The 25,245-nt window shown below is 37.5% G+C and carries 20 protein-coding genes; 15 read left to right on the top strand and 5 right to left on the bottom strand.

Annotation, left to right across the window (positions count from 1 at the left end):
- Positions 1-2 precede the first annotated feature (2 nt).
- The 15 genes from LJ658_RS15520 to LJ658_RS15450 all read left to right on the top strand — a co-directional run bounded on the left by LJ658_RS15520 (position 3) and on the right by LJ658_RS15450 (position 16,721).
- Complete coding sequence (locus LJ658_RS15520; RefSeq protein WP_230547444.1) at positions 3-764, top strand: hypothetical protein; 762 nt, start codon at positions 3-5, stop codon at positions 762-764.
- Positions 730-1,635, top strand: a complete 906-nt coding sequence (locus LJ658_RS15515) for a hypothetical protein (RefSeq protein WP_230547443.1) — start codon at positions 730-732, stop codon at positions 1,633-1,635. Before LJ658_RS15520 ends, LJ658_RS15515 begins: the two co-directional genes overlap by 35 nt.
- A gap of 18 nt (positions 1,636-1,653) precedes the next feature.
- Positions 1,654-2,724: a glycosyltransferase gene (locus LJ658_RS15510; RefSeq protein ID WP_230547442.1), complete on the top strand. Its 1,071-nt coding sequence runs from the start codon at positions 1,654-1,656 to the stop codon at positions 2,722-2,724.
- 58 nt (positions 2,725-2,782) lie between these two features.
- Positions 2,783-3,877 (top strand): NAD-dependent epimerase, encoded by a 1,095-nt coding sequence (locus LJ658_RS15505; RefSeq protein ID WP_230547441.1) that lies wholly within the window; start codon positions 2,783-2,785, stop codon positions 3,875-3,877.
- 191 nt (positions 3,878-4,068) lie between these two features.
- Positions 4,069-5,493, top strand: a complete 1,425-nt coding sequence (locus tag LJ658_RS15500; protein ID WP_230547440.1) for a polysaccharide lyase family 1 protein — start codon at positions 4,069-4,071, stop codon at positions 5,491-5,493.
- 265 nt (positions 5,494-5,758) lie between these two features.
- A complete protein-coding gene (locus LJ658_RS15495) occupies positions 5,759-6,901 on the top strand; it encodes a glycosyltransferase family 4 protein (protein ID WP_230547439.1) in 1,143 nt (380 codons plus the stop codon).
- A 24-nt stretch (positions 6,902-6,925) separates the two neighbouring features.
- Entirely contained in the window at positions 6,926-7,729 is an 804-nt protein-coding gene (locus LJ658_RS15490; RefSeq protein ID WP_230547438.1) for a phytanoyl-CoA dioxygenase family protein, read from the top strand.
- Between the two features lie 32 nt (positions 7,730-7,761).
- A complete protein-coding gene (locus LJ658_RS15485; protein ID WP_230547437.1) occupies positions 7,762-8,733 on the top strand; it encodes a hypothetical protein in 972 nt (323 codons plus the stop codon).
- Positions 8,730-9,248: a GNAT family N-acetyltransferase gene (locus tag LJ658_RS15480; protein ID WP_230547436.1), complete on the top strand. Its 519-nt coding sequence runs from the start codon at positions 8,730-8,732 to the stop codon at positions 9,246-9,248. The genes LJ658_RS15485 and LJ658_RS15480 overlap by 4 nt, the downstream gene beginning before the upstream one ends.
- 261 nt (positions 9,249-9,509) lie before the next feature.
- Positions 9,510-10,286 carry a GNAT family N-acetyltransferase gene (locus tag LJ658_RS15475; protein WP_230547435.1) on the top strand — a complete coding sequence of 259 codons (777 nt, stop codon included), beginning with the start codon at positions 9,510-9,512 and terminating at the stop codon, positions 10,284-10,286.
- A gap of 264 nt (positions 10,287-10,550) precedes the next feature.
- Positions 10,551-12,263, top strand: a complete 1,713-nt coding sequence (locus tag LJ658_RS15470; protein WP_230547434.1) for a nucleoside-diphosphate sugar epimerase/dehydratase — start codon at positions 10,551-10,553, stop codon at positions 12,261-12,263.
- Between the two features lie 60 nt (positions 12,264-12,323).
- Positions 12,324-13,805 carry a PAS domain S-box protein gene (locus LJ658_RS15465; RefSeq protein ID WP_230547433.1) on the top strand — a complete coding sequence of 494 codons (1,482 nt, stop codon included), beginning with the start codon at positions 12,324-12,326 and terminating at the stop codon, positions 13,803-13,805.
- 283 nt (positions 13,806-14,088) lie between these two features.
- Positions 14,089-14,547, top strand: coding sequence for a helix-turn-helix domain-containing protein (locus tag LJ658_RS15460; protein ID WP_230547432.1), 459 nt, complete (start codon positions 14,089-14,091; stop codon positions 14,545-14,547).
- A 151-nt stretch (positions 14,548-14,698) separates the two neighbouring features.
- Complete coding sequence (locus LJ658_RS15455; protein ID WP_230547431.1) at positions 14,699-16,204, top strand: PAS domain-containing protein; 1,506 nt, start codon at positions 14,699-14,701, stop codon at positions 16,202-16,204.
- Positions 16,205-16,355: 151 nt separating this feature from the next.
- Complete coding sequence (locus tag LJ658_RS15450; RefSeq protein ID WP_230547430.1) at positions 16,356-16,721, top strand: response regulator; 366 nt, start codon at positions 16,356-16,358, stop codon at positions 16,719-16,721.
- Positions 16,722-17,054: 333 nt separating this feature from the next.
- Here the strand turns inward: LJ658_RS15450 and LJ658_RS15445 are convergent, their stop codons facing one another.
- The 5 genes from LJ658_RS15445 to LJ658_RS15425 form a co-directional block, all read right to left on the bottom strand.
- Positions 17,055-17,999 carry a DUF1574 family protein gene (locus LJ658_RS15445; RefSeq protein WP_230547429.1) on the bottom strand — a complete coding sequence of 315 codons (945 nt, stop codon included), beginning with the start codon at positions 17,997-17,999 and terminating at the stop codon, positions 17,055-17,057.
- 2 nt (positions 18,000-18,001) lie between these two features.
- Positions 18,002-19,426 carry an MBOAT family protein gene (locus tag LJ658_RS15440; RefSeq protein WP_230547428.1) on the bottom strand — a complete coding sequence of 475 codons (1,425 nt, stop codon included), beginning with the start codon at positions 19,424-19,426 and terminating at the stop codon, positions 18,002-18,004.
- A gap of 450 nt (positions 19,427-19,876) precedes the next feature.
- Positions 19,877-20,824: a methyltransferase domain-containing protein gene (locus tag LJ658_RS15435; RefSeq protein ID WP_230547427.1), complete on the bottom strand. Its 948-nt coding sequence runs from the start codon at positions 20,822-20,824 to the stop codon at positions 19,877-19,879.
- A 479-nt stretch (positions 20,825-21,303) separates the two neighbouring features.
- Positions 21,304-23,184 (bottom strand): ATP-binding protein, encoded by a 1,881-nt coding sequence (locus tag LJ658_RS15430; RefSeq protein ID WP_230547426.1) that lies wholly within the window; start codon positions 23,182-23,184, stop codon positions 21,304-21,306.
- A gap of 49 nt (positions 23,185-23,233) precedes the next feature.
- A complete protein-coding gene (locus tag LJ658_RS15425; RefSeq protein ID WP_230547425.1) occupies positions 23,234-24,874 on the bottom strand; it encodes a PAS domain S-box protein in 1,641 nt (546 codons plus the stop codon).
- Positions 24,875-25,245: the final 371 nt, after the last annotated feature.

Below are 25,245 nucleotides of genomic sequence, written 5' to 3'. Positions count from 1 at the left end.
TTATGGTTCAGATAAATACCCGGGTATTAAGTTGCATGCCTGTTAATGTGATATGGTTTGCAGACAGGCCGAGTCTTAGTAATTGTTTACTTAATTATTACAAGCAAAGTAGCTACTGCGGTCCCGTTACCGGATATTACCGGGAGCCATTTTTTACGAAAGTTATAAATATTAATACAGAAGTATCGGTTTTTGAAGCGGAATTTGATCGAAATACAGCTTATGAAATTAGAAGGGCTTTAAAAGATGGTGTTGAAACTTCTGTTGAAACTAACCTGCCATATTTTATTACCTTTTATAATTTATTTGCCAGTTCAAAACAACTTCCCGGGCTCAATTCCTCCTTTTATAAATATGAGTCTAACATCGTTATTACTAAAGCAACTTATAAAGATGAGGATATTGTAATGCATGCTTACCTCGTTGATGATGATTTGAAACGGGTAAGGTTGTTGTATTCTGCGTCCCTGTTTCGGGTAGAAAAGGCCACACAATCCAGGGCGGTAATAGGGAGGGCAAACAGGTTGCTGCATTTTAAGGATATGTGCCATTTTAAAGAAAATGGGTATAAGACATACGATCTGGGTGGTTATGCCGCAGGCACCACAGATGAAGCGCTTTTAAAGATCAATCAATTTAAAGATAGTTTTGGAGGAACCCTGGTGCAGGAAAGTGATTTTTTGCCAATAGCAGCAAGGCTTTATACGTTCTTTAATAAAATTTTAAAGCATGGAGCCTTTAAAAACCTTTATAAACCTGTTTGATAAATTCTTTACCTGTAGTAGATGGAACATTGGGTACTTAAATCAAACGCCGCAAGAGTTAATAAAGGCCAAACAACTGGCCGGCAAAGTAACCTGGTTAACTGAAGATGACGTTGATTATGCCGCCGATCCGTTTCCGGTAATGATAAATGGCCATATGCATTTGTATTATGAGGAGTTGAATTTTTGGAAAGGCAAAGGGGAATTGATGTTGCTTAATAGCATGAGTTTTAAAAGCAAAGAGAAAATATCAGCGCTTTACAGTAATAGTGTTCATCTTTCTTATCCTTATACTTTTTCTATAGGAGGCAAAATTTATTGTGTACCCGAATCATCTGAAGCAAATGAAGTTGTATTATATCAGGTAAATGTTGACAAGCCCCAAAAATTTGAAAAACTGAACGTATTGTTAACAGGAAGGTTTGTAGACAGCTCAATTATATACTACAACGAAAAATATTGGTTATTCAACAGTAAATCAAAAAATACTAACCTGCTGTACATTTTTCATGCGGATAGCCTAATGGGCAAATTTGAACCACACAAGCAAAACCCTATAAAAGTTAATTCTTCAATGTGCCGATCGGCAGGGCGATTGTTCATCGCAGATAAAAAGCTGTATATGCCTAGTCAAAATCATCAAAAGTGCTATGGCGGATCGGTTGTGATAAACGAGATAACGCTACTTAGTGAGACCGAATTTAAATGCGCGTCAGTTTTTAAAATAGGCGCCCAACCGCCTTATAACCAAGGTTTACACACCATTAATTTTTGCAACGGATTATTAATTGTTGATGGAAAGCGCAAAGTATACAGCTTAATTAATCCGCTAAAAAAGTTTGTACGAAAGGTTAGGAACTACATCAACTAGAATTTATATAAGTTAGAAATGGCACCTTCTGCAAATAGAATGGTATTTATTTCGATGTCTGACGTTGCCAATGGCGCCGAAAAAGTATTATTGATGGCAGCCAAGGCCAGCATGGCTCCAATAATCTTTTTAAAAAAATCGGATAAAAACGGCCTGCATATCCCAAAAGAAATTGTACATATATATGCTTCTGACAGGAGCATGATCAAAGGATTCTTAAAACTAATAATTCTGCTTTTTAGATACCGTAAAGAGTATATTGTAATGAGTACCCATCCTTATTTGAATGCTTATCTGGGTATACTTAAGAGAATTGGATATTTAAGATCTTATCTGGTTGTCAGAGAATGTTCTTCTGTTTTTACAAGGTATTCCGGCTTTAAAAAATTTAGTTACAAGCTGGTTTATGGTATAGGGTATTCCGCTGTCAACCTTGTGGTTTGTCAAACAGAGTTGATGAAACAGCAGTTTTTAAAACATATTCGGTTCATTCAGCCGGATAAGGTAATTGTGTTGAATAATCCTATTGATAGGGAAACAATTATCAAAAAAGCTGAAAAGTGCTTAGATGATGGTTATTACAATACTCAATTTATTTGCGCAGCCGGAAGATTGATACCTGAAAAAGGATTTGATGTTTTAATAAGAGCATTTAATTGTATCAAAAAGCAATACCCCAATTTAAAATTATTGCTATTTGGCGATGGGCCTCAAAAAGCATTCCTCAGCAAAATGATTACTGATCATGGGCTTACTAATAGAGTGATTTTAAAAGGATGGACAGAAAATCCGATACCTTATTTTAAAAATGCCAGTGTTTGCGTTGTTTCATCAATTGAAGAAGGATTTCCTAATGTGTTGTTAGAAATGCTGTCGGTAAATCCGAGGGTAGTCTCAACCTTATGTGCAGGCGGAATTGAGAATATTCCGGAAATTTTTACCGCTAAGGCGAATGATGTTGATCAGTTGGCCATTGCCATCAAAAAAGCGCTTTGCTTACAACAACAAGTGAGCAAAGCAAAACATAACGACTATTTGCTTAACAGAATACCAGCAGTATTTGTTGATGTAATAACTAAAGCATTATAGTTACAAACTCCATCAGATGCCTTTATCGAGGCAATAATTACCTTTTAAAATAAATTTTATGAAAATTTTAATCACCGGCACTGCCGGTTTTATTGGCTTTCATTTGGCAAAACGGCTTCTTGAAAGAGGCGACTCGGTTGTAGGCATCGATAATATTAATGATTATTATGACGTCAAGTTAAAACGCGCACGACTTGCTGAAACGGGTATTAATGCTTCTAAGTTAACCTATGGAAAAAGTATTGTTAGCCAGAAATATCCAAATTATACATTTATTAAGGTAGACCTGTTGGATAAAGAAGTATTAGAACGTGTATTTTTGACCACTAAGTTCGATGCTGTTTGCAACCTGGCAGCTCAGGCAGGTGTGCGATATAGTTTAACTAATCCTGAGGTATATGTGGATTCCAACATTAAAGGATTTTTAAACATACTTGAATGTTGCAGACATCATAAAATAGAACACTTGGTTTATGCAAGTTCGTCAAGCGTTTATGGTTTGAATGAAAAGATGCCGTTTAATGAGCACGATATTGCCGATCACCCGGTATCTTTATATGCTGCATCAAAAAAAGCAAACGAAATGATGGCGCATACATACAGCCACTTATTTAATTTAAAAACCACCGGATTACGCTTTTTTACTGTTTACGGACCTTGGGGAAGACCGGATATGGCCTTGTTTATTTTTACAAAAGCTATAATTACAGGGACACCTATCGAAATTTTCAACAATGGAAATATGAAACGCGATTTTACATACATTGATGATATTATTGAGGGCACTATACACGTTATTGATAACCCTGCCAAACGCAATACAGACTGGGATGGTCTTTGTCCGGATCCGGCTACTTCAAATGCACCTTTTAGAATATTTAATATTGGCAGAGGAGCGCCGGTGAGCCTTTTAGATTTTATTACCGAGATAGAGGATCAAATTAAAATAAAAGCAAAGAAAATATTTAAGCCACTCCAGGACGGAGATGTTGCAGAGACCTGCGCTGATATATCAAATTTGGATAGCCACGTAAATTACAAACCTTCTATATCTGTGCCTATTGGAATTAGGCATTTTATAGATTGGTTTAAGGCATTTTATAGAATAAACGAACCCTCTTTCGCCAATAAAAAAATGGAATTAGAAGTGTAAAAGTGTCATATAAATGTCATGAAGTGTGCAATTTTATACAACTATTTTACAACTGTATTTACATATTTTAAGCGTTTTTGATTGATTGAAGCATGTTTTGAACCATTTTTAAAATCAGTCTAATTTTCATACAAAATTTTAGGTTATAATTTTTTCAAATAAGCCCGTTTGGAAAGCCTAAAATGTAAAGTATGAAAAGAACAAAAAAAATCTTTAAAAAAATGGCGGTTGTAAGCTTTATTTTAAGCGCAGTTTTCCTGATTGATAGTTGTAAAAAAAATGGTGAAAGCCCCGTTCCCTCCTCGTTAAGCGAAACGACATTATCAAATGTTGTTGTTGGGAATAGCTTGGCCACCACTTCAACATCCACAGTGTACACAGTAAATTTAACTGGGTTGGCAGCTGATGGTGCGTATGGTTACCATCTTGGCTATCCACTGTCGCAAAGTGGTGATTCGAATAGCTCTCCGACAGCATCTACATTGCGGCTTTTTGAGGATGGAGTTGAATTGAATCCCGCCCACTCCACTTATAACAATATTTGTAACTATGGTAAGGGGCGTTTTGTTCATTGGGGCACCAAACTGTATTTTTCTTCATCGGATAATACAAATCCGGCTACCAATGGAAGAAAGTATACTTATACTATGGGAGGTACGCCGGTAGCTGATGGCACTGGCACAGGTACAGGGACTGGTACAGGCACCACTACAACAGGTTTAAGTAATGCGCTTATGGGATATGCAATGGTAAACGGAACTACTACAGGTGGTATTGGTGGCCAAACCGTTACCGTTACTACATTATCTGAATTAAAAACCGCAGTTTCTGGTAGCACGGCTAAAATTATTTATGTAAGTGGCCACATTATGGGTACAGGCGACGATGCCGTTAACGTATCATCAAATAAAACAATTATTGGTAAACCCGGAGCTATTATTGAAGGTGCGCCACTTTATATAATGCAAGTAAATAATATTATAATACAAAATATAACATTTAGAAATTATGTGACTGATGCTGGTGTAATGATCAAGTATGCATCTACACATATTTGGATCGATCATTGTGATTTCAGTACTGACCGTAGCCACGGATGGGCGTATTGGGGTAAAGATATTTCAATTACCCGTGCATCTGATTATATAACTGTGTCGTGGAATAAATTTCATGACAATAACTTATCTGTGCTGATAAGCGGAGGCATTGCAGGTAATACTGAAGATATAGGCCATTTACATGTAACATTACACCACAATTTTTGGTATAATATTGGCGAGCGTGAACCTGACATGAATTACGGTAGCGTACACGTGTTTAATAATTACCACTTAAACAACAGTGGCTATTCAATAGGAGCAAGGGCGGCTGGGAACGTGCGTACTGACAATGAGTATTTTCAGAGTTGTTCGAAACCACTTAGTACCAATCTTGCAGGCGACCCTCCGGGTTATTTTAGCGGTGTTAACACTAATATTTATTCAAATTGTGGCGCTAACAACATTACAACAGCAGTCTCGTCTTGGCTACCATCGTATTCATACAGCGCTGTACTTGATCCTGCAGCCGATGTGCCAACCATCGTTCAAAAAGGTTCGGGCGCAATTTTAAACTAATCATATTCTTGTTTTCCCAACTACTGTAATAAACGGTAGTTGGGTTATTCAACTTTATGTGACTAAATCAATATCGTAATAGCATTATTTCTTAATACCTATTCTAACTACAAGCAAGATAAGCCCTTATCTGTCAAAGCATAAAAGATCGGCCTACAGTTCAATTAGGCGCTTAATGTTCTTCCAGTCTTACAAAAAACACTAACCAGCTAGCATGCAATCCCGATTGGAATAACACATGTGTTAGCAAATAATTCAGATCGCTATGAGTAAATCCGGAAAAAAGGTACTTATCGTATGTGATTCGTCTAAATCCTTACTCGATTTTAGAGGAAACTTAATAAAGGAACTTAGAAAAAAGCATCATGTTTATGCTTTCACCCCCAAAATACCACAGCAAAACATACGTAATAGGTTAACATCCATGGGTGTAACAATTTATGAAAGCAACCTGGAAGGTAGCCACGTATCTATTATGCGCGACATTCAGTTCATCATTCAATTATACTTATTGATTAAACAGACTCAACCCGACGTGTTGTTTCCTTATACATTTAAACCGGTTATTTACGGCACGTTAATGGCCAGATTATGTGGCGTTAAACGTATAACGCCGATGTTAACTGGTCTAGGATATAATTTCACTAACGGTAAACCACTTAATTTGATTAGCACTATAACAAAGCTATTATTAAAACTTAGTTTAAGACCTGGCCGTAATTTGAGAGTAATTTTTCAAAACAAAGATGATTATTATACCCTGATACGACACCGGATATTAAACGATAAGAATAAAGTCTTTTTTGTTAATGGGTCTGGTGTTGACCTTGAACAGTATAAATATAGCCCGCCTAATCTGGATCAAATAAATTTCATTATGGTAGCCCGGTTAATAAATGCCAAAGGTATTTATGAATATTACCAGGCTGCGAAAAACATTCGCAAACGATATCCAGATATAAAATTTACACTCATTGGCGCTTATGATAATAATATTGATGCCATAAGCCCTAATTTATATAGTCAGATACGGTATAGTGAAATTGTTCAGTATGTTGGTGAAGTAGACGATGTGCGTCCATATATCAAAGATTCATCCGTAGTAGTATTACCTTCCTATTACGGCGAAGGCGTACCGCGGTGCCTGTTAGAGAGTATGGCCATGGGCCGGGCAATTATAACCTGCGATTCTGTAGGGTGCCGGGAAACAATTAACTCAGATATGGCTGTGAATGGCTTTATGGTTCCGATAAAAAATGTGTCCCAACTTGTTTCAAAAATGGAGTTTTACTTGAACAACAAACTAGATGTGTTAAGACATGGATTAAATGGTCAAAAACTGGCCAGAACAAAATTTGATGTCAACCTGATCAATCGTCATATGCTGAAAATTATGCAATTGAGTTAAGCATTAACATTATATAATACAATTATGGAAAACAAAGTCAATTACTCCGAAAGAACAATAAATGATTTTAAGACATCATTAGAGGGTTATGGATGGATAGTTTATGAAAATGCAATTGAACCTGATTTTATTGATATAATTAACAACGACATATACGATGGATATATACGACGTAGAAATATACAAATAAAGAATGGCATCAGTGCAAATATGGATGGTACCCTTCACCATCTTCTGGAGCGCGATAACTTCAGCATACCGCTTCTTGAAAGAATGTATTGTGATAATGAGATAACCCAATATTTTGGAGGAAAATATATTTTGAATGGCATGAACGGAGTGATACATTCAAAACAAGAACACCCGTATTTGAGCAACATGCATAGGGACATTCGAACATTTGTAAGCGAAACCAAACTATTGCTACAGATGATTATAACCCTTGATGATTTCACGTTACAAAACGGGGCAACACGTTTCCTTTCGGGATCACATAAAAGCGCTTTGAAACCGGATGAGGAATATTTTTTTAAACACGCTGACCGGGCAATAACCCCCAAAGGAAGTATTATACTTTTCGACTCAAATTTATGGCACGCTGCCGGAGAGAATTTAACGTCGATGCCCAGGAGAGCCTTAACCTTAGGGTTCACTTTGCCTTTTTTTAAACCACAAATGGATTACCCAAGATTTTTGGGCTATGATTTTGTTGCGGGGCTAAAGCCTGAACTTAGACAGATTATAGGTTACAACGCGCGTATACCGGCTGATTTAAACGAGTATTACCAACCCCCTCATTTACGGATGTATCAGCGTGATCAGGGCTAAACTTAAATTTTTGCTTTACTATTCATTGTATTATGAAGAAAGTAGAAACAGCCCAAAAAGTAATAGGCGGATATTTGGGTTTGGAGCTTCCGGTGGGAAACGAATATTATCCACATCTTGTCCGGCTAAATACCGGCAGAAATGCATTAGAGTATATTTTAAGAGAAAAACATTACCGTAAAATTTACATCCCATATTTTACTTGTGTTGTGCTGCTTGAACCAATAATTAAACTAGGCCTTGAGTATCAGTTCTATTCTATCAATGAGCAACTTGAACCTATAATTGATTTTGAAATTGAACCTGACGCTTGCTTTTTATATACTGATTATTTTGGCATAAAATATCAAGCTGTAAAAAATTTGAGCGACAAAATTACCAACCTCATTATTGATAATTCTCAGGCTTTTTTTTCAGAACCATTGAAGGGGGTTGATACCTTTTATTCATGCAGGAAATTTTTTGGAGTATCTGATGGGGCATATTTGCAAATAAAAAGGAAATCAAGTAAGCGATATCCTGTGGATAGTTCCGTCCATCGATTTTCACATCTTTTAAAAAATATAGATCAAGGTATACAACAGGGTTATAGTGATTATTTAAAAAATAACAAAGATCTGGAGAACAATCCAATTCGCATCATGTCGCCATTAACAAAGAGGATACTCTCTGGTATAAACTATGCTGAGTGTGCCAGAATCAGGATGCGCAATTTTAACTTTATTCATAAACATCTGAAACATTACAACTTGTTTAAGTTTAATTTCCCCGAAACGTTTTCACCATTAGTGTATCCTTTTTTGTCAAATGACAGGCAGCTAAAATTGCACCTAATACAACGTAATATTTTTGTACCTACTTATTGGCCAAATGTTTTTGAATGGACAGATACAAGTATGTATGAAAATTACCTGGCTCGTAACATTGTTCCGCTGCCTATTGATCATAGGTATAGCCTTTTTGATATGAATTACATGTTAAATACGTTACGCACTTTTATATGATCATTTCTATCTATATAAGGCCGCTCGTTCTTGAAGATGCTAAAATATCCTATTTGTGGAGAAATGATCCATCAATATGGACCTATACCGGATTTAAAGCAAATGGAATTATTACAGAAGAGATGGAAACAGAATGGCTGCGAAATAATTTAAACAGACCCGATCAAAGCCGCTTCGCTATATGCGTTAAAAGGCTTGATACCTATATCGGTAATGTTCAGCTGCTCGATTTTCATGGTAAAACTGCTGAGTTGCATTTATTTATAGGTAATAAACTTTACTGGGGCAAGGGAGTTGGTTTCCAAGCGACGGTATTGATCTTAAGATATGGATTTTTTAATAGAAAACTTGAGGTTATTTATTTAAAAGTGCACCCCGCAAATATTGCGGCAATATCAATTTACGAAAAAGCCGGATTTCAAATTACCGGTAAGGACGACGGGAATATCATTATGAGTATCTCTTTTGATCGATTTTCTGAACTCGAACCTTCATTCAAAGTAGATAACGATTAAGTACTTATTTTTATGATCAGGACATTAACTATCGCCGACAAAACGGAATGGGTATCATACATAAACCGATCGGCCGAAACCGATTTTTACCATACCTGGCATTACCATTCGCTTAATAATAAGGGAACAGCGCTGTTATGTGTTTATGAAGAGGGCTCTGATTTTATTGCGATACCGTTGATTCGGCGAAATATCCCCGAATCAATATACTTCGACCTAACATGTGTATATGGGTACTCGGGCCCGTTGTCAAATAAAAAAATGGAAGCTATCGATTCGAAATTGATTGTCAATTTTAAAGACGCCTTTCTTAAATTTTTATCTGACGGAAATTATGTTTCAGTTTTTATAAGGATGAACCCTTTTTACAATCAATATTTATTACTCAATAAAATTGCTGACGTGTACGAAAATGGCAAAGTAGTGGTAATGGACTTAAATGGAAGCATTGAAGACCAGCGTAGAAAATATAACCGAACAACTTTAGCTAATGTAAAAAGTGCAATAAACAAGGGTTATTATATCAAAGAAGAAAACAGTGCTGCTGCAATTAAAGTATTCAAAGAAATTTATGATGAAAACATGAAAAGGATAGGTGCCGCTGGGTTTTACCTGTTTGATGAACATTATTATTTAGAAATGCTCAATACTACAGAATATGATGCACGGCTATTTATGGCCTATAAAGGCGATGAAGTAGCCTGTAGCACTATAGTAGTATTTAAAAACGAAATAATACAATCATATTTAATTGGAACCAGAGCCGAATATTTATGTGATAGTCCCGCAAAATTTTTAGCGGACGGTATAGGGAAAATCGGACGTGAATCAGGGATGCGATATTTTAACCTTGGGGGAGGATTAGGATTTCAAAAAGACTCGCTTTTTAACTGGAAAAGCTCATTTTCGGATTTGTTTTTTGACTACAGATCCTGGCGATATATAGCAAATCCTACCGTATATCAGCATCTGCTTGATCAAAGAGGCATTGATAAAGACTCTAAAGTTGACTTCTTCCCATTATATAGGTTAGCCTGATTCTATAATCATCTAATTCATTTTGTTATGATCTATGTTAAAAACTTACTATTTCACGATAAGTTCCATTCCAGGTGGCTTGTACTTTTTACAGATATGCTTATTGTAGTGTTTTCAATTTGCCTGTCATTTTCACTAAGGGAGAAGCTAACTCTTCAACCGGGTACCATCATTTACATGACGGTTTACTGTGTAAGTGCACTTTTTATATTTATATTAATGCAGGTACATACCCGTATTGTAAGGTACTCTAATACCAAGGATATGCTGCGTGTTATATTAGCCGTGTTTGTTAGCAATGTTGTTTTTGTTTTGCTTGGTTTAGCTTTTTTGGGCAGCTATTTCAGTATGAGCGGCCTGGGTTCGGTTTTGCTAATTAATTTTTTTATATCATCCTCAATACTTATGAGTATACGGATTGTTCTGAAAGACATTTTTGGATACCTCGGCGAATCTGGCTACACCGCAAAGCGGGATAGTGTTTTAATTTATGGTTCCGGAGAGCATTCAATCTTAATTAAAAAGGCACTCGAAACTCAAAAAGGGTTATCAATAAATGTACAAGGTTTTGTTGATACAGGTTTAGATAAACTACATAAATTTATTGAACAGGTGCAAGTTTATCCAGTAAAATCAATCTTTAATTTGAAACAAAAATTTTCAATCTCAACAATGTTTATTACTGCGGAAGGTCTTAATACAGATGGTAAAAGAAGCGCTGTAGAAAAATGTATCGAGCACGGCATTAAAGTTATTACAGTAGCTCCATCAAATCAATGGTTAAATGGTAAGCCAACATTTAATCAATTTAAAGACCTGAAGATTGAGGATTTACTGGAACGCGAACCCATTGATTTGTGCAAAACTCATTTATGCGGTGATATTAAAGGCAAGAGAATATTAGTAACCGGTGCGGCAGGTTCTATCGGTGCCGAAATAGTAAGGCAAATAGTGGTATATAACCCTGAGTTGGTTGTATTATGCGATCGGGCTGAAACACCACTTCACGACTTTCAGCTTGAGCTTGAAGATGACTTTTATTCACATAAAATTAAAATATTTGTTTCCGACATTCAAAATCAAAACCGGGTAAAAAAGCTATTTGAATTGTATAAGCCACAGGTAGTTTTCCATGCCGCGGCATACAAACACGTGCCCATGATGGAAAATAATCCAACTGAGGCTGTTTTAACAAATGTTTGGGGCACAAAAAATCTTGCTGATATATCTGTCGACTATGGTGTGGAAAAATTTGTCATGATATCAACCGATAAAGCGGTAAGGCCCACCAATATCATGGGGGCATCTAAGCGTATTGCCGAAATGTATATACAATCATTAAATAATTCCATATTATACAACCGGCCTATTTACACCGGAGATAGAGACAATTTTAGATGCCGAACTAAATTTATTACCACACGTTTCGGAAATGTACTAGGCTCTAATGGTTCTGTCATACCCAGGTTTAAAGCTCAAATTGAAAAGGGGGGGCCATTAACAATTACCCATCCGGATATTACGCGCTATTTTATGACTATTCCAGAAGCTGTTCATCTTGTTTTGGAAGCTTCTGTTATGGGCGATGGTGGTGAAATATTTATTTTCGATATGGGAAGACCAGTTAAAATAACTGATTTGGCAATTAACATGATAAAGTTGGCGGGTTTTGTACCACATGTAGATATAAAAATTGTATTTACTGGCCTTAGGCCCGGAGAAAAACTTCACGAAGAATTATTAAATGACGAAGAAACGGTAATGCCTACATATAATAAAGACATCAAAATATCAAAAACAATTCCGAACTCATATGCTAACATTAACGCGGCAGTTAAAGAATTATTAGCAATTAACCTGTTTGATAATGCGGAAGAAACGGTAAGCAAAATGAAAGCTATCTTGCCGGATTTTGTAAGCAACAATTCTCAATATCAAAAGCTGGATAAAATATTTGAATCGGCAGACGCCGTGTAATGTACTTGCAATTACTGGTCTTATTTTCCATTACATTTGTTTCCAATCTTGTAAAAAGTTATGTCGTTAAATAATGGCGAAAGCCCGAGTGATTATAGTTTTGGTTTAAATGAAAATATCAATACCGTATTGGCCTACTGTGATAAAAGTGAAGTTTGCCGGTTTATTAATAACGCAGCTATTAATTGGTTTGGTAAACTTCCGAAAGGGGTGATAAATAAGATGAGTCTCCGGGATATTTTTGGCCCTTTTTATGAACAAAACCGTCCGTTTGTGTTAAGCGCTTTAAAGGGTGAGACTCACGTGTACGACGTTATGTTTCCAGTGTCTTCAGGAAAAGTTATAAACACCAGAATTACATATGTACCCGCCGTTGACGAAGACGAAGTGAAAGGCATATTTGTGCACTTAGCTGATGTAAGTAATCTCAAACACGGAGATAAATCAATCTTAAATGGTACTATAACGAAACTCGCCCCTTACAATCACCCCGGTATTGAAAGCGTTGAGCAAACTTTAAGGGAAAGCATATTAGCTAATTTTCCGGGTATATCAAATATCGCAAAAAAACACGGTATATCAGAATCAAAGCTGAAACGAGATTTTAAACATAAATATGGTACAACCATTTTTGTATATTATCGCAATTTGCAAATGGAATTAGCTAGCCAATATATTGATACAAAAAAATTTAATAAGAACGAATTGGCATTAATGTTCAATTTTTCAAATCCCTCAAACTTTTCGTCGTGTTATAAAAAGTACTTAAAAAACAAACAGGCTAATATTATTCCCTCAAAAAGTAATTATGTTAACTACAAGTATTTTGTTGAGCATTCTGCCGCGGCTGTAGCAATGTTTGATATAAACATGCACTTAATAGTTACTTCAAAAAAATGGAAATACGTTTATCCTTTAAATGATACCGAAGCACCGGGTAAAACCCTCAATGATATTTTACCCCTGATAGAAGAAAAATTAAGAGTAATTCAATTTGATTTGCTAAAGGGCCACATTAATAATTATATAGATATTGATTTCGCTCAACAGGATAATACGCCTAAATGGCTGCGATTAGTTGTACAGCCATGGTACACCAATATTGACGAGGTTGGCGGTGTACTGATCATTGCCGAAAACATAACAGACATTAAGCAAGAGGAGGAGAAGGATAAACAGTTTTTTGAAATTTTTAACAAAACCAGCGAAATAGAGCGCATAGGCGTTTGGTATCGCAATTTTGCTTTAGATATTGCCGAATGGAGCAAAATTACCAGGGAAATATTAGAGGTAGATGATGATTATGTGGTACCTGATCTGGAAGCCTCGTTAAACTTTTATAAAGGTAAAAGTCGTGACATAGTTAGACGTTCATTAAAAGAAGCTCTGAAAAAAAGAAGTTCTTTTGATATCGAGGTGGAAGTGATCACCGCAAAAGGGAACGCAAAGCATGTTAGAGTAATCGGGTATTCGGAGTTTGAAAATGGTAGGTGTAAAAAAATATCAGGAATTTTTCATGAAATAAAATTGATTAACGAGTAATTAAGGCCTTCTTAAAATATAATAATTTTCTTTATATTTTAACCCAATGTTTTACCTTTTATTTTCCAGTAATGTTATCAAGCTAATAACAATATTTAAATTATAAATAAAAAATAATATAGATTTATTATAAATATTTAATAGTCAGTGTCCTGTGCGAGTATTATTTGAGCGTTAATAGGTGGTTTTTAATCAAAAAATGGTATTAAATTTATATTAAATAAGAACTATTAGAGCTAATGTAGCGCATTTACAAAAAAAACTATTTTTTCACAAATAATCTATGTATATGCATAACCACGTCGATTATTCTGTAAACTCCTTGTCTGCAACACAGTCAGACGGGCGAGAAATAAGAAAAGCCAGCGAAAAGCTGAACATTCACCATGGACAAGTTATAGAGCGTGCTGTTCGCTGTAACCAAATGGGAATCAGTGAAATTGCTAGAAGGTTAAATGTTAGCCGCCGAACCCTATACAATTGGTTTGAAACAAAGCAATTAGCGCCTGATATTATTTATAAAATAGGATTTGTAATAGATTATGATTTTTCAAAGGAATTTCCAGAAGAATTTACAAAAAAAGCAAGTTCGTTAAATGTCGGGCTGCTAAGCAATTCGCAGAGTACAGACGACAAAGTTAAAGATCCGGTTTATTATTGGATGGACCGGTACATTAAATTATTGGAGAAATTTAATGAACTGCTTAGCCATGCGCAAAGTAGTGAAAGCAAAATCTCCTAATTCAATAACTAACATAAAAAAATGCGTAATTAATGCGCCAATTGACAACCTAACCAGCTGACTATGATGATTTTTAAAAAATAATATGATTGTTATCATATTATTAAAATATCATTTAGACAGTTTAGCAAAAACTTTCAGATAATAAATTATGAAATTCAATCCTGGTGTAGACGAGGATACCACTTTGGCTTCGGACGAAATTGTCTGGAACACCAAAGATATGTTGGTTTATTTGAACAAAGATTTGATTTGCAAATATGCAAATAGTGCTTATTTACTTTGTTTTGGTATTGATTCGTCTAAGATGATGCATCAGATGCATTTTAAAGAAATATTGGGCCCGTTATATAATTACAGTTTACCCCACATATCTACTGTGTTAAGTGGGAAAGATTGTATTTTTGATCATTACATTACTCTGCCAAATGGTTCTGTAAAAAAGGCCCGCATCAGTTATATTCTGCATATGAATAAAGGAGAAGTGAAGGGGTTTTTCATAAAGGTTTCAGCAACAGGCACTATACCTGAAATGCCATTTATTGATACATTAAGTAATTTTAATCCAACTTTTAGTAATTTACCGCTGGTAAAAGATATCTTAGAAGAGGTTGTTTTATCGCTTAAGTCATCAGTTTTAACCGGTTTTACCGGCATTGCATTTCTGTCAAAAAAGCACAATATTTCTGAGTCAAAATTAAAAAGAGATTTCAGAGAACGTTTTGGCGATACGATTTTCTCATTCTACCGAAACTTACAGATGGAACTGGCACATGATTATATAAGTACAAAAAGGGCCAATAAAAGCCAGATGGCCCATATCTTGAATTTTGCTAATCCTTCCAACTTTTCAGCCCGTTACCGTAGTTATATAAAAAACAAGTCACCTAAATGCTCAATTAATAAAATTGATGACGAGAACGAAAAAAAATACCAAGCAATTATAGATCAGACACCTGTTCCAATAGCGGTGCTCGATAATAGGCTTCATATATTAAAAGCCTCAGAAGAATTTGTTGCCGGACATCAATTGCATAATAAAAATTATGTAGGTAAACATCTTTTTGATATTTGGCCCGAATCGAAAGAATTATACAAAGAAAAACTCGAACTATGTTTAATTGGGCAGGTAAGCCGTTCAGATGGTAGCCGGTTAAAAAAAGCTGACGGGACATCATGCCTGCGACGCTGGGACATACGCCCATGGTATAATTCCGAAAATTGTATTGGGGGAGCATTAATATATAGCGAGAGTATTACAGAAGAAACTTTCAGAGAAGAGTATAAAAAGATAAACGTAATGCTGGATGATGCTTATAAGATAGCGCGCGTTGGGGCGTGGGAATTGGATTTAATAAACAATACGGTTAAGTGGAATTCCATATTAAAGGAAATTTTAGAAGTTCCGGAAAGTTTTGATCCTAATTTTGATAATGCCCTGGCGTTTTGCAAAGATGCTGCAGCCCGTAACGTAATGATAAAGCTACTTAGATCTTCGAAACAAAATTGTACACCATTTAGCATTGAAATAGATATGGTAACTGCGAAAGGTAACCCCATTTCAATCAGGGCGATGAGTTTTCCGGATATTGTTAACGGAAAATGTGAGAGAATGTACGGCATATTTCAAGATTCAACTAAATATAAATTCAACTAAGCATTAAGGTTCGTCGACATAAGGGCTGTTAAAATTTACAATGTTTTATTCTAAATCTTAAAAAGGCAAAAATAGACCTCCAACAGGTTTTTCTTCGATGGTATGCGCTGTAGCTTTATTGTGCTTACTAATCGCATTTAAAACTTGGTATATGGAGGTCTTGATATTGCTTATCGAGGATAACGACACGATCAGGGAAAATATAGAGGAAATACTGACGCTTGAAAATTTTAAAGTGATTACTGCCAACAATGGTATAACGGGTGTTGCATTAGCGAAAAAATACTTGCCTGATCTGATTATTTGCGATATTTTAATGAGCGGATTGGATGGTTACGAAGTATTAACCCAACTAAAAAATGATCCTCAAATTCCCAGTATACCGGTTATATTCTCAACTTCTAAATTTGAAAATAGCGATAAAGAGAGGGCCCTGGCGCTCGGTGTTAAAAGATACCTTGTAAAACCGTTTGATTTACCTACATTGATGGAATGTATAAACGATTGTTTCCCGTAAATTATCAATAGCAGAAGACAATAACGATTGGCCGTAATCAGGCAATATTTTGGCCTTAAAAGTTATCCGATTTTTTATTGAAGTAATTGTTAGGCCGGTTGTTCCCTACGAAATCCTATGAGAATAATATGATAATGAAGGCAAATTCGGTGGCGATACATGCCGCCGAATTTGTTATAGGCTAGCCAAAGAGCAATATGCCTTAATTATACTTGCTAATACCAACTTAAAAAACAAAGATCATTTGGGATTTATTGTTTAACTGTAGCGTCAATATTTGACCACACATATAACTGAATCAATAAGCTTGCAATCCGCCCGGAGCAAGCTTTTTTATTTTAAGTCGTTTGTTAAATTACTTGCCAATAGGTTTGAAAATATAGTAGCACCTTTATCATTTAAGTGTGTGTTATCATAAAATAGCGAAGAATCTTTAAAAATTTTCAAATCGGAATAATCATAAAACCGTAGTCCATAGCTTTCAGTAATTTTTTTTAAATAAGGTAAACAGTTTGGTTCATCAACATGATAAATTGGTGAAACAACAACACGGCAGGTTATTTTGTTGCTTTTTGCAAGTGCAAGAAAATTTTTAAATGAATTTACCAGAGCCAAATCATTATTAACCGCATTGCGAGTTTCTGGGGTTTGTATGGTCACTTCTTTACTTATTTTGTTACCCAAGAGTGGCACATAGCCTTTAATATTTTGTTCGCCATTTAATACACCAAAGTAATTTCCAAGCACCTGCACAGCTATTGAATTATAGGGGTACGTTTGAAAAACTTTTGATAAGATCAGTTCGCTTTTATCGGCTTTTTCAATGATTTTATAAATCGTCGGCTGATAAGTATAGGGCAATAGCGTGTTTACCATCACACTCCGCCCTTCGTTTCCCGCTTTCCATGAAAATTCATTTGGTGTAACATCCAGGATAACGTCATCGGGTTTATGATTAGATAAAACCTGTAAAAAAATCGCCTCACTATATAAGATATTCCTTCCGTCGCGTCCTAAATTGTACACTGATTTGTTGGTGTATTTTTCAAAAACTGAAGACACATAATGATGGCTTGCTCGCGAGCTGCCAAAAATCAATAACTGTTGCCGTGCACTGTCAACTGCATAGGTAGTTTGGTAATAATCTCCTTTTTGTTGCTTGAAATATATTTTTTTTAATGTATGGCCGATAAGCCTATCAGCAATAAATAGTGTGCCAGTTAATATGACAATATTTTCAAACATTTTTATATAGTGGTATACTGCCTGTTTGCTCATAGCTAAAATTGAAAATATATAAACTGTGATTGATTAAGAATACCTGCCAACAGAATCAATAAAATTATGGCAACATAACTAAGATGGCGAACCAATTTATAGCGGCTATTCATTAGTGAAAAAGATTCTGAGTAAAACTCCTGCGTATACTCGGTAATGAGTAGTATGGCCAATGCAACTATCGAATAAAAAATATCGGAAATCGATCCAATATAAAAACCACCGCCCTTCCACGTTACTATATTCCTGATAATTATAAAGGCATCGTCGATCGAATTAGCCCTAAAGAATATCCAACCGAAACACACAATCATGAAAGTAAATGACGTCCTGAAAAATATTCCCGTAACCGTGTTTTTGATAATTAAGAAACGGTCTTTAAAAACTTTGTTAAAAAAAATGCCTGCTATCAGATAAAAGCCATGTAAAGCTCCCCAGACAACAAATGTCCAACTAGCCCCGTGCCATAAGCCGCTAATCATAAAAACAAGCAGGATATTTAAGCACCATCTGCTGATTGAGCGCCTGTTTCCTCCTAAGGGGATGTATAGATAATCCCTAAACCATGTTGACAAAGAAATATGCCACCGTGACCAAAATTCTTTTATAGATGTTGCAAAATACGGCCGGCGGAAATTGACCATCAATTTGTATCCCATTACCCTTGCAGTTCCTAATGCGATATCTGAATAACCTGAGAAGTCGCAATATATTTGAAATGAAAAAAATATAATAGCTGTAATTAGCGTAATAGCGCTATGTTTCCCGGGATGATGAAAGACGGCATTTACATAAATAGCTAACCTATCAGCAACAACTAACTTTTTAAAGTAGCCCCACAGCATTTTCCGAAGTCCTGTAACCACGTCGTCATAGTTAAAAGCATGTTTTTGATGAAATTGCGGTAACATATTTTGCGGCCTTTCTATAGGGCCTGCAACCAATTGCGGGTAAAACATGACATACAGAGCATATATACCAAAATTTCTTTCCGGTTTTTGATGCCCGCGGTATACTTCAATAGTATAACTCATTGCCTGAAAAGTGTGAAACGACAAACCAATTGGCAGGAGTATATTTAAATAGGGGATATGATGATGAACCCCGGATAGCTTTAATAAAAAGGACAGGTTATTGGCGATGAAGTTATAATATTTAAACACAGCTAACACACCAACGTTAGCCATCAAACTTACAATAAGCATCAGTTTTTTCTTGCTTCCGGTTTTTCTTTCAATTAAAATACCAGCGTAGTAATCTATAACAATGGTAAAACCCAATATTAATAGGTATACCGGAACAAAAAACATGTAAAAATAGCAGCTTGCCAACAACAATAATTTCCACTGGTGTTTATCAGGAACTAAGAAGTACAGCGTAGTAACTACTACAAAAAAGTTTAAGAATATTAAAGAATTGAATAACATACTACAAACAAAAAGTTGTTAAATATAATATAATAAGTAGTTAAAACATTGATATTTAAATAGTTGTGAAATTTCATGTGAAGTTATTTTACAATTAATAAATAGCTAATGCTATATTAGCAGTAGGTGAGGTTTTTTTAATTTTTTGGTTGTTAATGCGGAATATAAGTTGGTTAACCGCTAGCTGAGGTCCCAGCTGACCAGAAAAATTGTTAACTTGATTTGATTATTGTGAAAGGTTGTAAACTATTATGTGTCACAGTTGCATTAGGTATCAACCCAACACAGATCGATGCAGTAAGATCAATAATACAGGGAATTACAGGAAAAAAAAATCGCAAGTAATCTCCTGGATACAAAGAAGAAATTTCGATCATAGCCTATCTCACCTCAATAATGCAAAGGGAAATGAAGCGGCCAAATTTTAATTATCACAATTGCATCCGGGTATCATGATTCTTTTACGGAGAGCATATACGCATCGCTTGTTGTCATATCTTCCTCTGAAATATTCCTGAACCTCTTGGAAAATTTATTCCGTGGGATATCGTTAGCCGTGATCACTGGGAGTTCTTTCAATATTTTGAAACCGTTCTTTGTATGTAGTTTCTGATGTACTGAATATGGAAGACGGTTTATCAAAAACATTCGCCCCCCCTTCACAATTTTCCACTCAAACTCGCTATAGGTTCTGTGTCCATTCCAGCGTTTAGTTGTTCGGTGACATTTAAAATCAATTGAGTGGGACATTATCCCTCCCTTTTTCAACCATCTTGAAAAGGCAACATATGTCCCATCAAGATCTTCAACATGTTCCAGTACTGCCTGGGAATACACAAAATCGACAGAGTTGGGGCTTATTACCTTATAATCATCCCAGGGGACATAAAATTTAACAAGGGTGTTTCGGGGATTGCCAGGATTCTTAATTTCTTCACGTATTGCCTCAAGGCGCGATTCAGATAGGGATTCTTTAAGTATTTCCTCTGAAAGTATCTTATCCGGAAATTCATAAGTATCAAGTTGAGGTTGAACCTTAGGATATTCAGTATTATCTGGGATAGACGCTTTATTTTTAAACAAAATAATCAGTTCTTCGAAGATCTTTAAATTTCGTTCAACATTCCAGTATTTTATTACGTCAAATGCCCTGAAAGACTCGCAACCAGACAACAAAGCCGCAAATCCAATTCCCAAAGAGTCTCCCGGACCTAGCTCTGCAACCCTTTTCGGGACCCCATTCCGTACAGAATTAAACATCTTAAGGTGTCTCAGCCAGACAGAGTAGCAATATTTACTTTCAATAGTACCACCCGTTCTGTACGACAATAGTGTTTTCACAAATGGCATATGTAAGACCAGGCCAATTGTCATTGGCATTACTTTTTCTTTCCACATCGTCATAATCATTATTAGTTCGTTTCATATAGAATGTTTCACACTTTAACCTGCCAGCTTTATTTTTCGCTGACTTGTCATCTAAATTAATGATAATCAGGCCTATGCTATTCAATAAAAACGAAATTGTAAAACGAATGACCAATTTATACACACTATTTCACACTAACCGGTCTTATATAAAACTTAGCATATGATGTTATTCAGGAAATTATCTGTACAGGTTTGTCCCTTCTTGCTGAAATTACACCTTTCGGAAGGGGTTTGTTTTCAAATTCATTAAACTCCCGATTCTGCAAACCGAAGATATCATAACTACAAAATGTATAATACAAATCAAGATGTGTGCACGCACTATAGCCTAACTTAATTAAGTGCTGTCTGGCTTTTGCACATGACACAGAAAACTATATCAGATATGGGAACATTCAATCCCCTTCATTCGCTTAAAAAAAGCTTAGGAATATATTAAAAGTAAATCAGTTGCTTAAGCCACGCGGTATGGCAATATAGAAAGTTGTGCCTCTGCTTTCTTCGCTTTCCAGCCAAATACGTCCCTGATTGGCCTTGATAAAATCTTTGGTCAATAACAGACCCAGGCCACTGCCTTTTTCCTGCCGTGTGCCAAAGTTGACCCGGAGATTGCCGGTAAGGAAAGCCGCCTGTTGCTCCCGGGAAATCCCAATCCCGTTATCCTTGATGGCCAGGACTATTTCGTTGGGGTCGGCTGTTTTGCTACTTACTTCGATAAGGCCGTCCTCATGGCTAAATTTGATGGCGTTGGATAGCAGGTTGCGGACTATAAATTCAAAATGGTCAGGGTCTGCATGTACGCGTAGGTCATCGGGTAGCTGCAGCTGTACGCTGATGTGCTTCTGGCTGGCTTGTTGCGAAAGAAAACTTATACACCGTTCCACGGCGGGACAAGGATCAAAATCTGAGGGCCGGACTTGGATGCCTTGCAGCTGGGCTTTCCCCCATTCAAATAAAGATTGCAGGAGTTCCAGCGAAATCTTGGTCTGTTTGCGTAGCTCCGCAATCATGGCCTTCATCTCATCCGGTGTAAAATCCTCGGTCTCCATCAGTTCAAACAATTGGGCCGCGCTACCTGCGGGGCCTTTCAGGTCATGGCCGATCACCGAAAATAATGTATCCTTTACGCGGTTGGAATTGGTTAGTTCTTCGTTAAGACGTTTTATCTTACGGAGGTAGCTCCAAAGCAGGACAGCAAGCAGCAGGATGACCAGAAGGGTAACCAACCCAAGGTTAAGGCTGACCTTTTCGAGCCGGTTAAGCTGTTCCAGGCTCCCGACCTTTTCTAAGGTTCTTTCCAGCACATAGCTGCTGTCTAGTGCAGCAACGTCTTTCGCCGTGTTTGCCCGGAGTAAACTATCCAGCAGATGGTGCTGTTCATCAAGGGCAGCCATGGCCTCGCCGTAGTTCTTTTGCTGCCTGTAGACCCCGGCCATCGCTTCAAATATCCGCGCTTCCAGTTTAGGTTCCCGCAATTTTCTGGCAATCTGAAGTGCCTGCTGCAGGTCCCGAATACAAGTGGCTGCGTTTTGCTTTTTAAGAACGTCGGCGATCTGGATCAGGGCCTCCACCTGTTCATCTGGCTGGCGGTATTTTTTGGCCTCGGCGAGCGCCTGCTTAAACAGGCCGAGGGCCCGTAACGGATTATGGTCATGCGCAAATATTCTGCCTTCGGCATTCACCAAATGAACTTCAGTATCCCTGGCACCTTGGGTCTCACTGTTACGGATGCCTTCCTGTAGGTAATGCAGGGCCGTTTTACTATCGCCTTTCTTTTGATAAAGAGCCCCGATATTTTCCAGCAAAGCAAAATAGGCCTCGGGCTTGGGATTACGGTGTTCGTATTGAGTCAGAGCGTGCAGGTAATTGCTGAGTGCTTTTTCGTATTCACCTTTTTCTTCAAGCCTGCGACCCATGTTTTCGTAGGTCTCGGCCAGACCAATGCTGTCACGGTCATATTTTAGGGCCTGGCTAAAGTCTTGCGGGTTGCCGTCCAGCAGTCCCAACTGGTCGTAGGTGTGCGCAATGCCCGCGGCATCATGCAAGCGGCGGTACCTACCCAGGGCTTCGTTATAAAAACTCCGGGCCAGTTCGGCATGATGATGCAGGGCGTTAATATAGCCTAGCTGTACGAACAACGCCGCCAGGCCCTCCCGGTCATTCAGTTGCTCGGCCAGTTTTATCCCCTCATTGGCGTAATGAACGGCTGAATCAGGCTGGGTTTGGGCATATGCCTGGCTAACGGTTAGGTAATTTTTTAGTTGTTCGGTTTTCGGTCGCGTCCGCGGAGTCGCGCGTTGCTGCGCAAACACAGGAAGGGTGAGCAAGCAAAATAGAACAATCAGGTAACGCATAAGAATAGGGGTTAAAAGACTTTTACGTAAGGTGTTCCGATAAGTTTTCGGACGCATTATTAAGGGTGCCAGCGCCGGTAACTTCAATGATATTTCTGATCACTTGATCCAGCTCGTTCGCAGACTGGACCAGGTAGACGCTGATTGCCCGCTTTTCTTTTACTGAGGTCTTGGGGTCGATAAACATCGGGATCAGCCCCATGATCCGGGCAAGTGGTGCCCGGATAACGTGCGACTGCATCCAGGAAATAGCCATTAGCTTTTCATTTTGCTGCTCTATAGCTTCGACATAGCGCAACTGTTCGGTCATATCAGTGGCGATAACGATGCTGGTCTTGACTCCCTTGAACTGGAAGGGCGCGATCTGTATCTCCATGTTTATCAGCTCGCCATTCTTTTTCCGGTGTACCATTTGCCGGTGGTAGACGATATCCGGCTCCGTGCTACCCTGGTCCAGCGCATGCTGCATGTTTTCAAGCTGATTCTCCGGACGGATATCTCTTAAGGTCATAGCTAAAAACTCTTTGCGCGTATACCCATAATGCGTGAGTGTGGCCTTATTCACATCCATGAATGCCAGGGACTCGAGGTTCACGACCCACATGGGCAATGGGCTGAAATGAAATACGTCACTATAACGCTGCTCGGATTCTTTCAGGTCGCTGATGTTTTTTTTTCGCTCAGAGATATCTTTAAAATATACCGATAAGCCGGCTGGCGATGGAAAGGCACTTACCTCGTACCAACAATTCAGCAAAGCAAAATAATCTTCAAAATGGACGGGTCGGCCTGTCTTCATAGCCTGATGGTACTTGCGGTAAAATGCAGAGTTCACCGCGGTCGGGAACGCCTCCCACAAATTCTGGCCTACTATTTCCTGTTTGCTTTTCTGCAATGCCTTTTCTGCTGTGCGATTCCAATAAGTTACCGTCCAGTTTTTATCCAGGGCGAAGAAGGCATCACCTATACTTTCAAGGATCATGTTCTTTTCTTCGAGCGCCTCCGCATTTTTGTCGCTGACAATGGCCAGCCGGGCAGCTTCCTGCAGCTTGGTCATTTGCTCGGTTTGAACGAGTTGGATCTGGTGATATTGATGCAACTGAAAGGCGCATAACCCGCAAATGAAACAGATTACGCCGGTCAACAGGATATGTATAGTGAAAGTTCGCCAGTTTAAATAACCGGACTGGCTGAAATAGATATGGGGTACACCCGCATTGTGCAGGTAATTAAACAGGAAATGATATAATAATATAAACAGCAACAGGGGTAATTGGAGCTTCCAGTTCTGGTAGGTGATCAGCAAGGCGCTACCAATAAAAGCGAAAAAGTGCATCTCAAACATCCCATGGAGCTGATAGATAAACTGGGCCATAAAAATACCCAGCACCACACTCAATACATATTGATACAGACAAGAACCCGGAAAAGCGTTCTTAGCCGAATAATAAACGACCAGCGAAAGCCCGCCGACGCTAACCGCTACCAGTAAGGTACCATGGAAGGGTGTCAATATTAGCCCCAGTAAAAAATAAGAGGTCAGGAAATAGTTGATGAGCCGGTCAGACCGTTTGGTCACCCCAAAATGCACTATAGGCGCAGCGGCACGTCTATTTGAAAAAATACGAATACGCCAGATGTTCATCACCGCTCTTTTCCACATGGACTTTTTTTTGAGTATGTTTTCAGAAAACTACAGGCATCGATCCGGTGTTTTTAGCAAGGGACGAACGGAGGTAGATAACGAAAGTAAGCATTAATTACTGACAAAATAAGATAATGGCCGATAATCATACGCAATCAGCACATTGTAGTAGTTAAGATTATTAGCTGTATGATGACTTATAAATCTAAAGAAATAAATTATTCATTATCGAAGAGTTGGTTATACGACATGGATTTAAGAACACGCTTAGCATTATTTTTAAAAGGGCAGACAACTTTGCTCACATACCTGGAAGAGGAGCGGGGGTATTAAACAGAGCATAGGCTCAATAATTTATAAAAGAACTTCGATTTATTTAAACTGATTTG

The organism is Mucilaginibacter sp. UR6-11 (assembly GCF_020880695.1).
Lineage (GTDB): Bacteria > Bacteroidota > Bacteroidia > Sphingobacteriales > Sphingobacteriaceae > Mucilaginibacter.
The sequence above is the reverse complement of the archived record's forward strand: the minus strand, read 5'-3'. Positions and strand labels throughout refer to the sequence as shown.

Coding starts and splice junctions, on each gene's coding strand:
- LJ658_RS15455 (WP_230547431.1), top strand. CDS start 14,699: ATGAAATTCAATCCTGGTGTAGACGAGGATACCACTTTGGCTTCGGAC.
- LJ658_RS15505 (WP_230547441.1), top strand. CDS start 2,783: ATGAAAATTTTAATCACCGGCACTGCCGGTTTTATTGGCTTTCATTTG.
- LJ658_RS15495 (WP_230547439.1), top strand. CDS start 5,759: ATGAGTAAATCCGGAAAAAAGGTACTTATCGTATGTGATTCGTCTAAA.
- LJ658_RS15445 (WP_230547429.1), bottom strand. CDS start 17,999: ATGAGCAAACAGGCAGTATACCACTATATAAAAATGTTTGAAAATATT.
- LJ658_RS15515 (WP_230547443.1), top strand. CDS start 730: ATGGAGCCTTTAAAAACCTTTATAAACCTGTTTGATAAATTCTTTACC.
- LJ658_RS15510 (WP_230547442.1), top strand. CDS start 1,654: ATGGCACCTTCTGCAAATAGAATGGTATTTATTTCGATGTCTGACGTT.
- LJ658_RS15520 (WP_230547444.1), top strand. CDS start 3: ATGGTTCAGATAAATACCCGGGTATTAAGTTGCATGCCTGTTAATGTG.
- LJ658_RS15460 (WP_230547432.1), top strand. CDS start 14,089: ATGTATATGCATAACCACGTCGATTATTCTGTAAACTCCTTGTCTGCA.
- LJ658_RS15435 (WP_230547427.1), bottom strand. CDS start 20,824: ATGTGGAAAGAAAAAGTAATGCCAATGACAATTGGCCTGGTCTTACAT.
- LJ658_RS15500 (WP_230547440.1), top strand. CDS start 4,069: ATGAAAAGAACAAAAAAAATCTTTAAAAAAATGGCGGTTGTAAGCTTT.
- LJ658_RS15485 (WP_230547437.1), top strand. CDS start 7,762: ATGAAGAAAGTAGAAACAGCCCAAAAAGTAATAGGCGGATATTTGGGT.
- LJ658_RS15490 (WP_230547438.1), top strand. CDS start 6,926: ATGGAAAACAAAGTCAATTACTCCGAAAGAACAATAAATGATTTTAAG.
- LJ658_RS15450 (WP_230547430.1), top strand. CDS start 16,356: ATGGAGGTCTTGATATTGCTTATCGAGGATAACGACACGATCAGGGAA.
- LJ658_RS15425 (WP_230547425.1), bottom strand. CDS start 24,874: ATGTGGAAAAGAGCGGTGATGAACATCTGGCGTATTCGTATTTTTTCA.
- LJ658_RS15480 (WP_230547436.1), top strand. CDS start 8,730: ATGATCATTTCTATCTATATAAGGCCGCTCGTTCTTGAAGATGCTAAA.
- LJ658_RS15465 (WP_230547433.1), top strand. CDS start 12,324: ATGTCGTTAAATAATGGCGAAAGCCCGAGTGATTATAGTTTTGGTTTA.
- LJ658_RS15475 (WP_230547435.1), top strand. CDS start 9,510: ATGGAAGCTATCGATTCGAAATTGATTGTCAATTTTAAAGACGCCTTT.
- LJ658_RS15440 (WP_230547428.1), bottom strand. CDS start 19,426: ATGTTATTCAATTCTTTAATATTCTTAAACTTTTTTGTAGTAGTTACT.
- LJ658_RS15470 (WP_230547434.1), top strand. CDS start 10,551: ATGCTGCGTGTTATATTAGCCGTGTTTGTTAGCAATGTTGTTTTTGTT.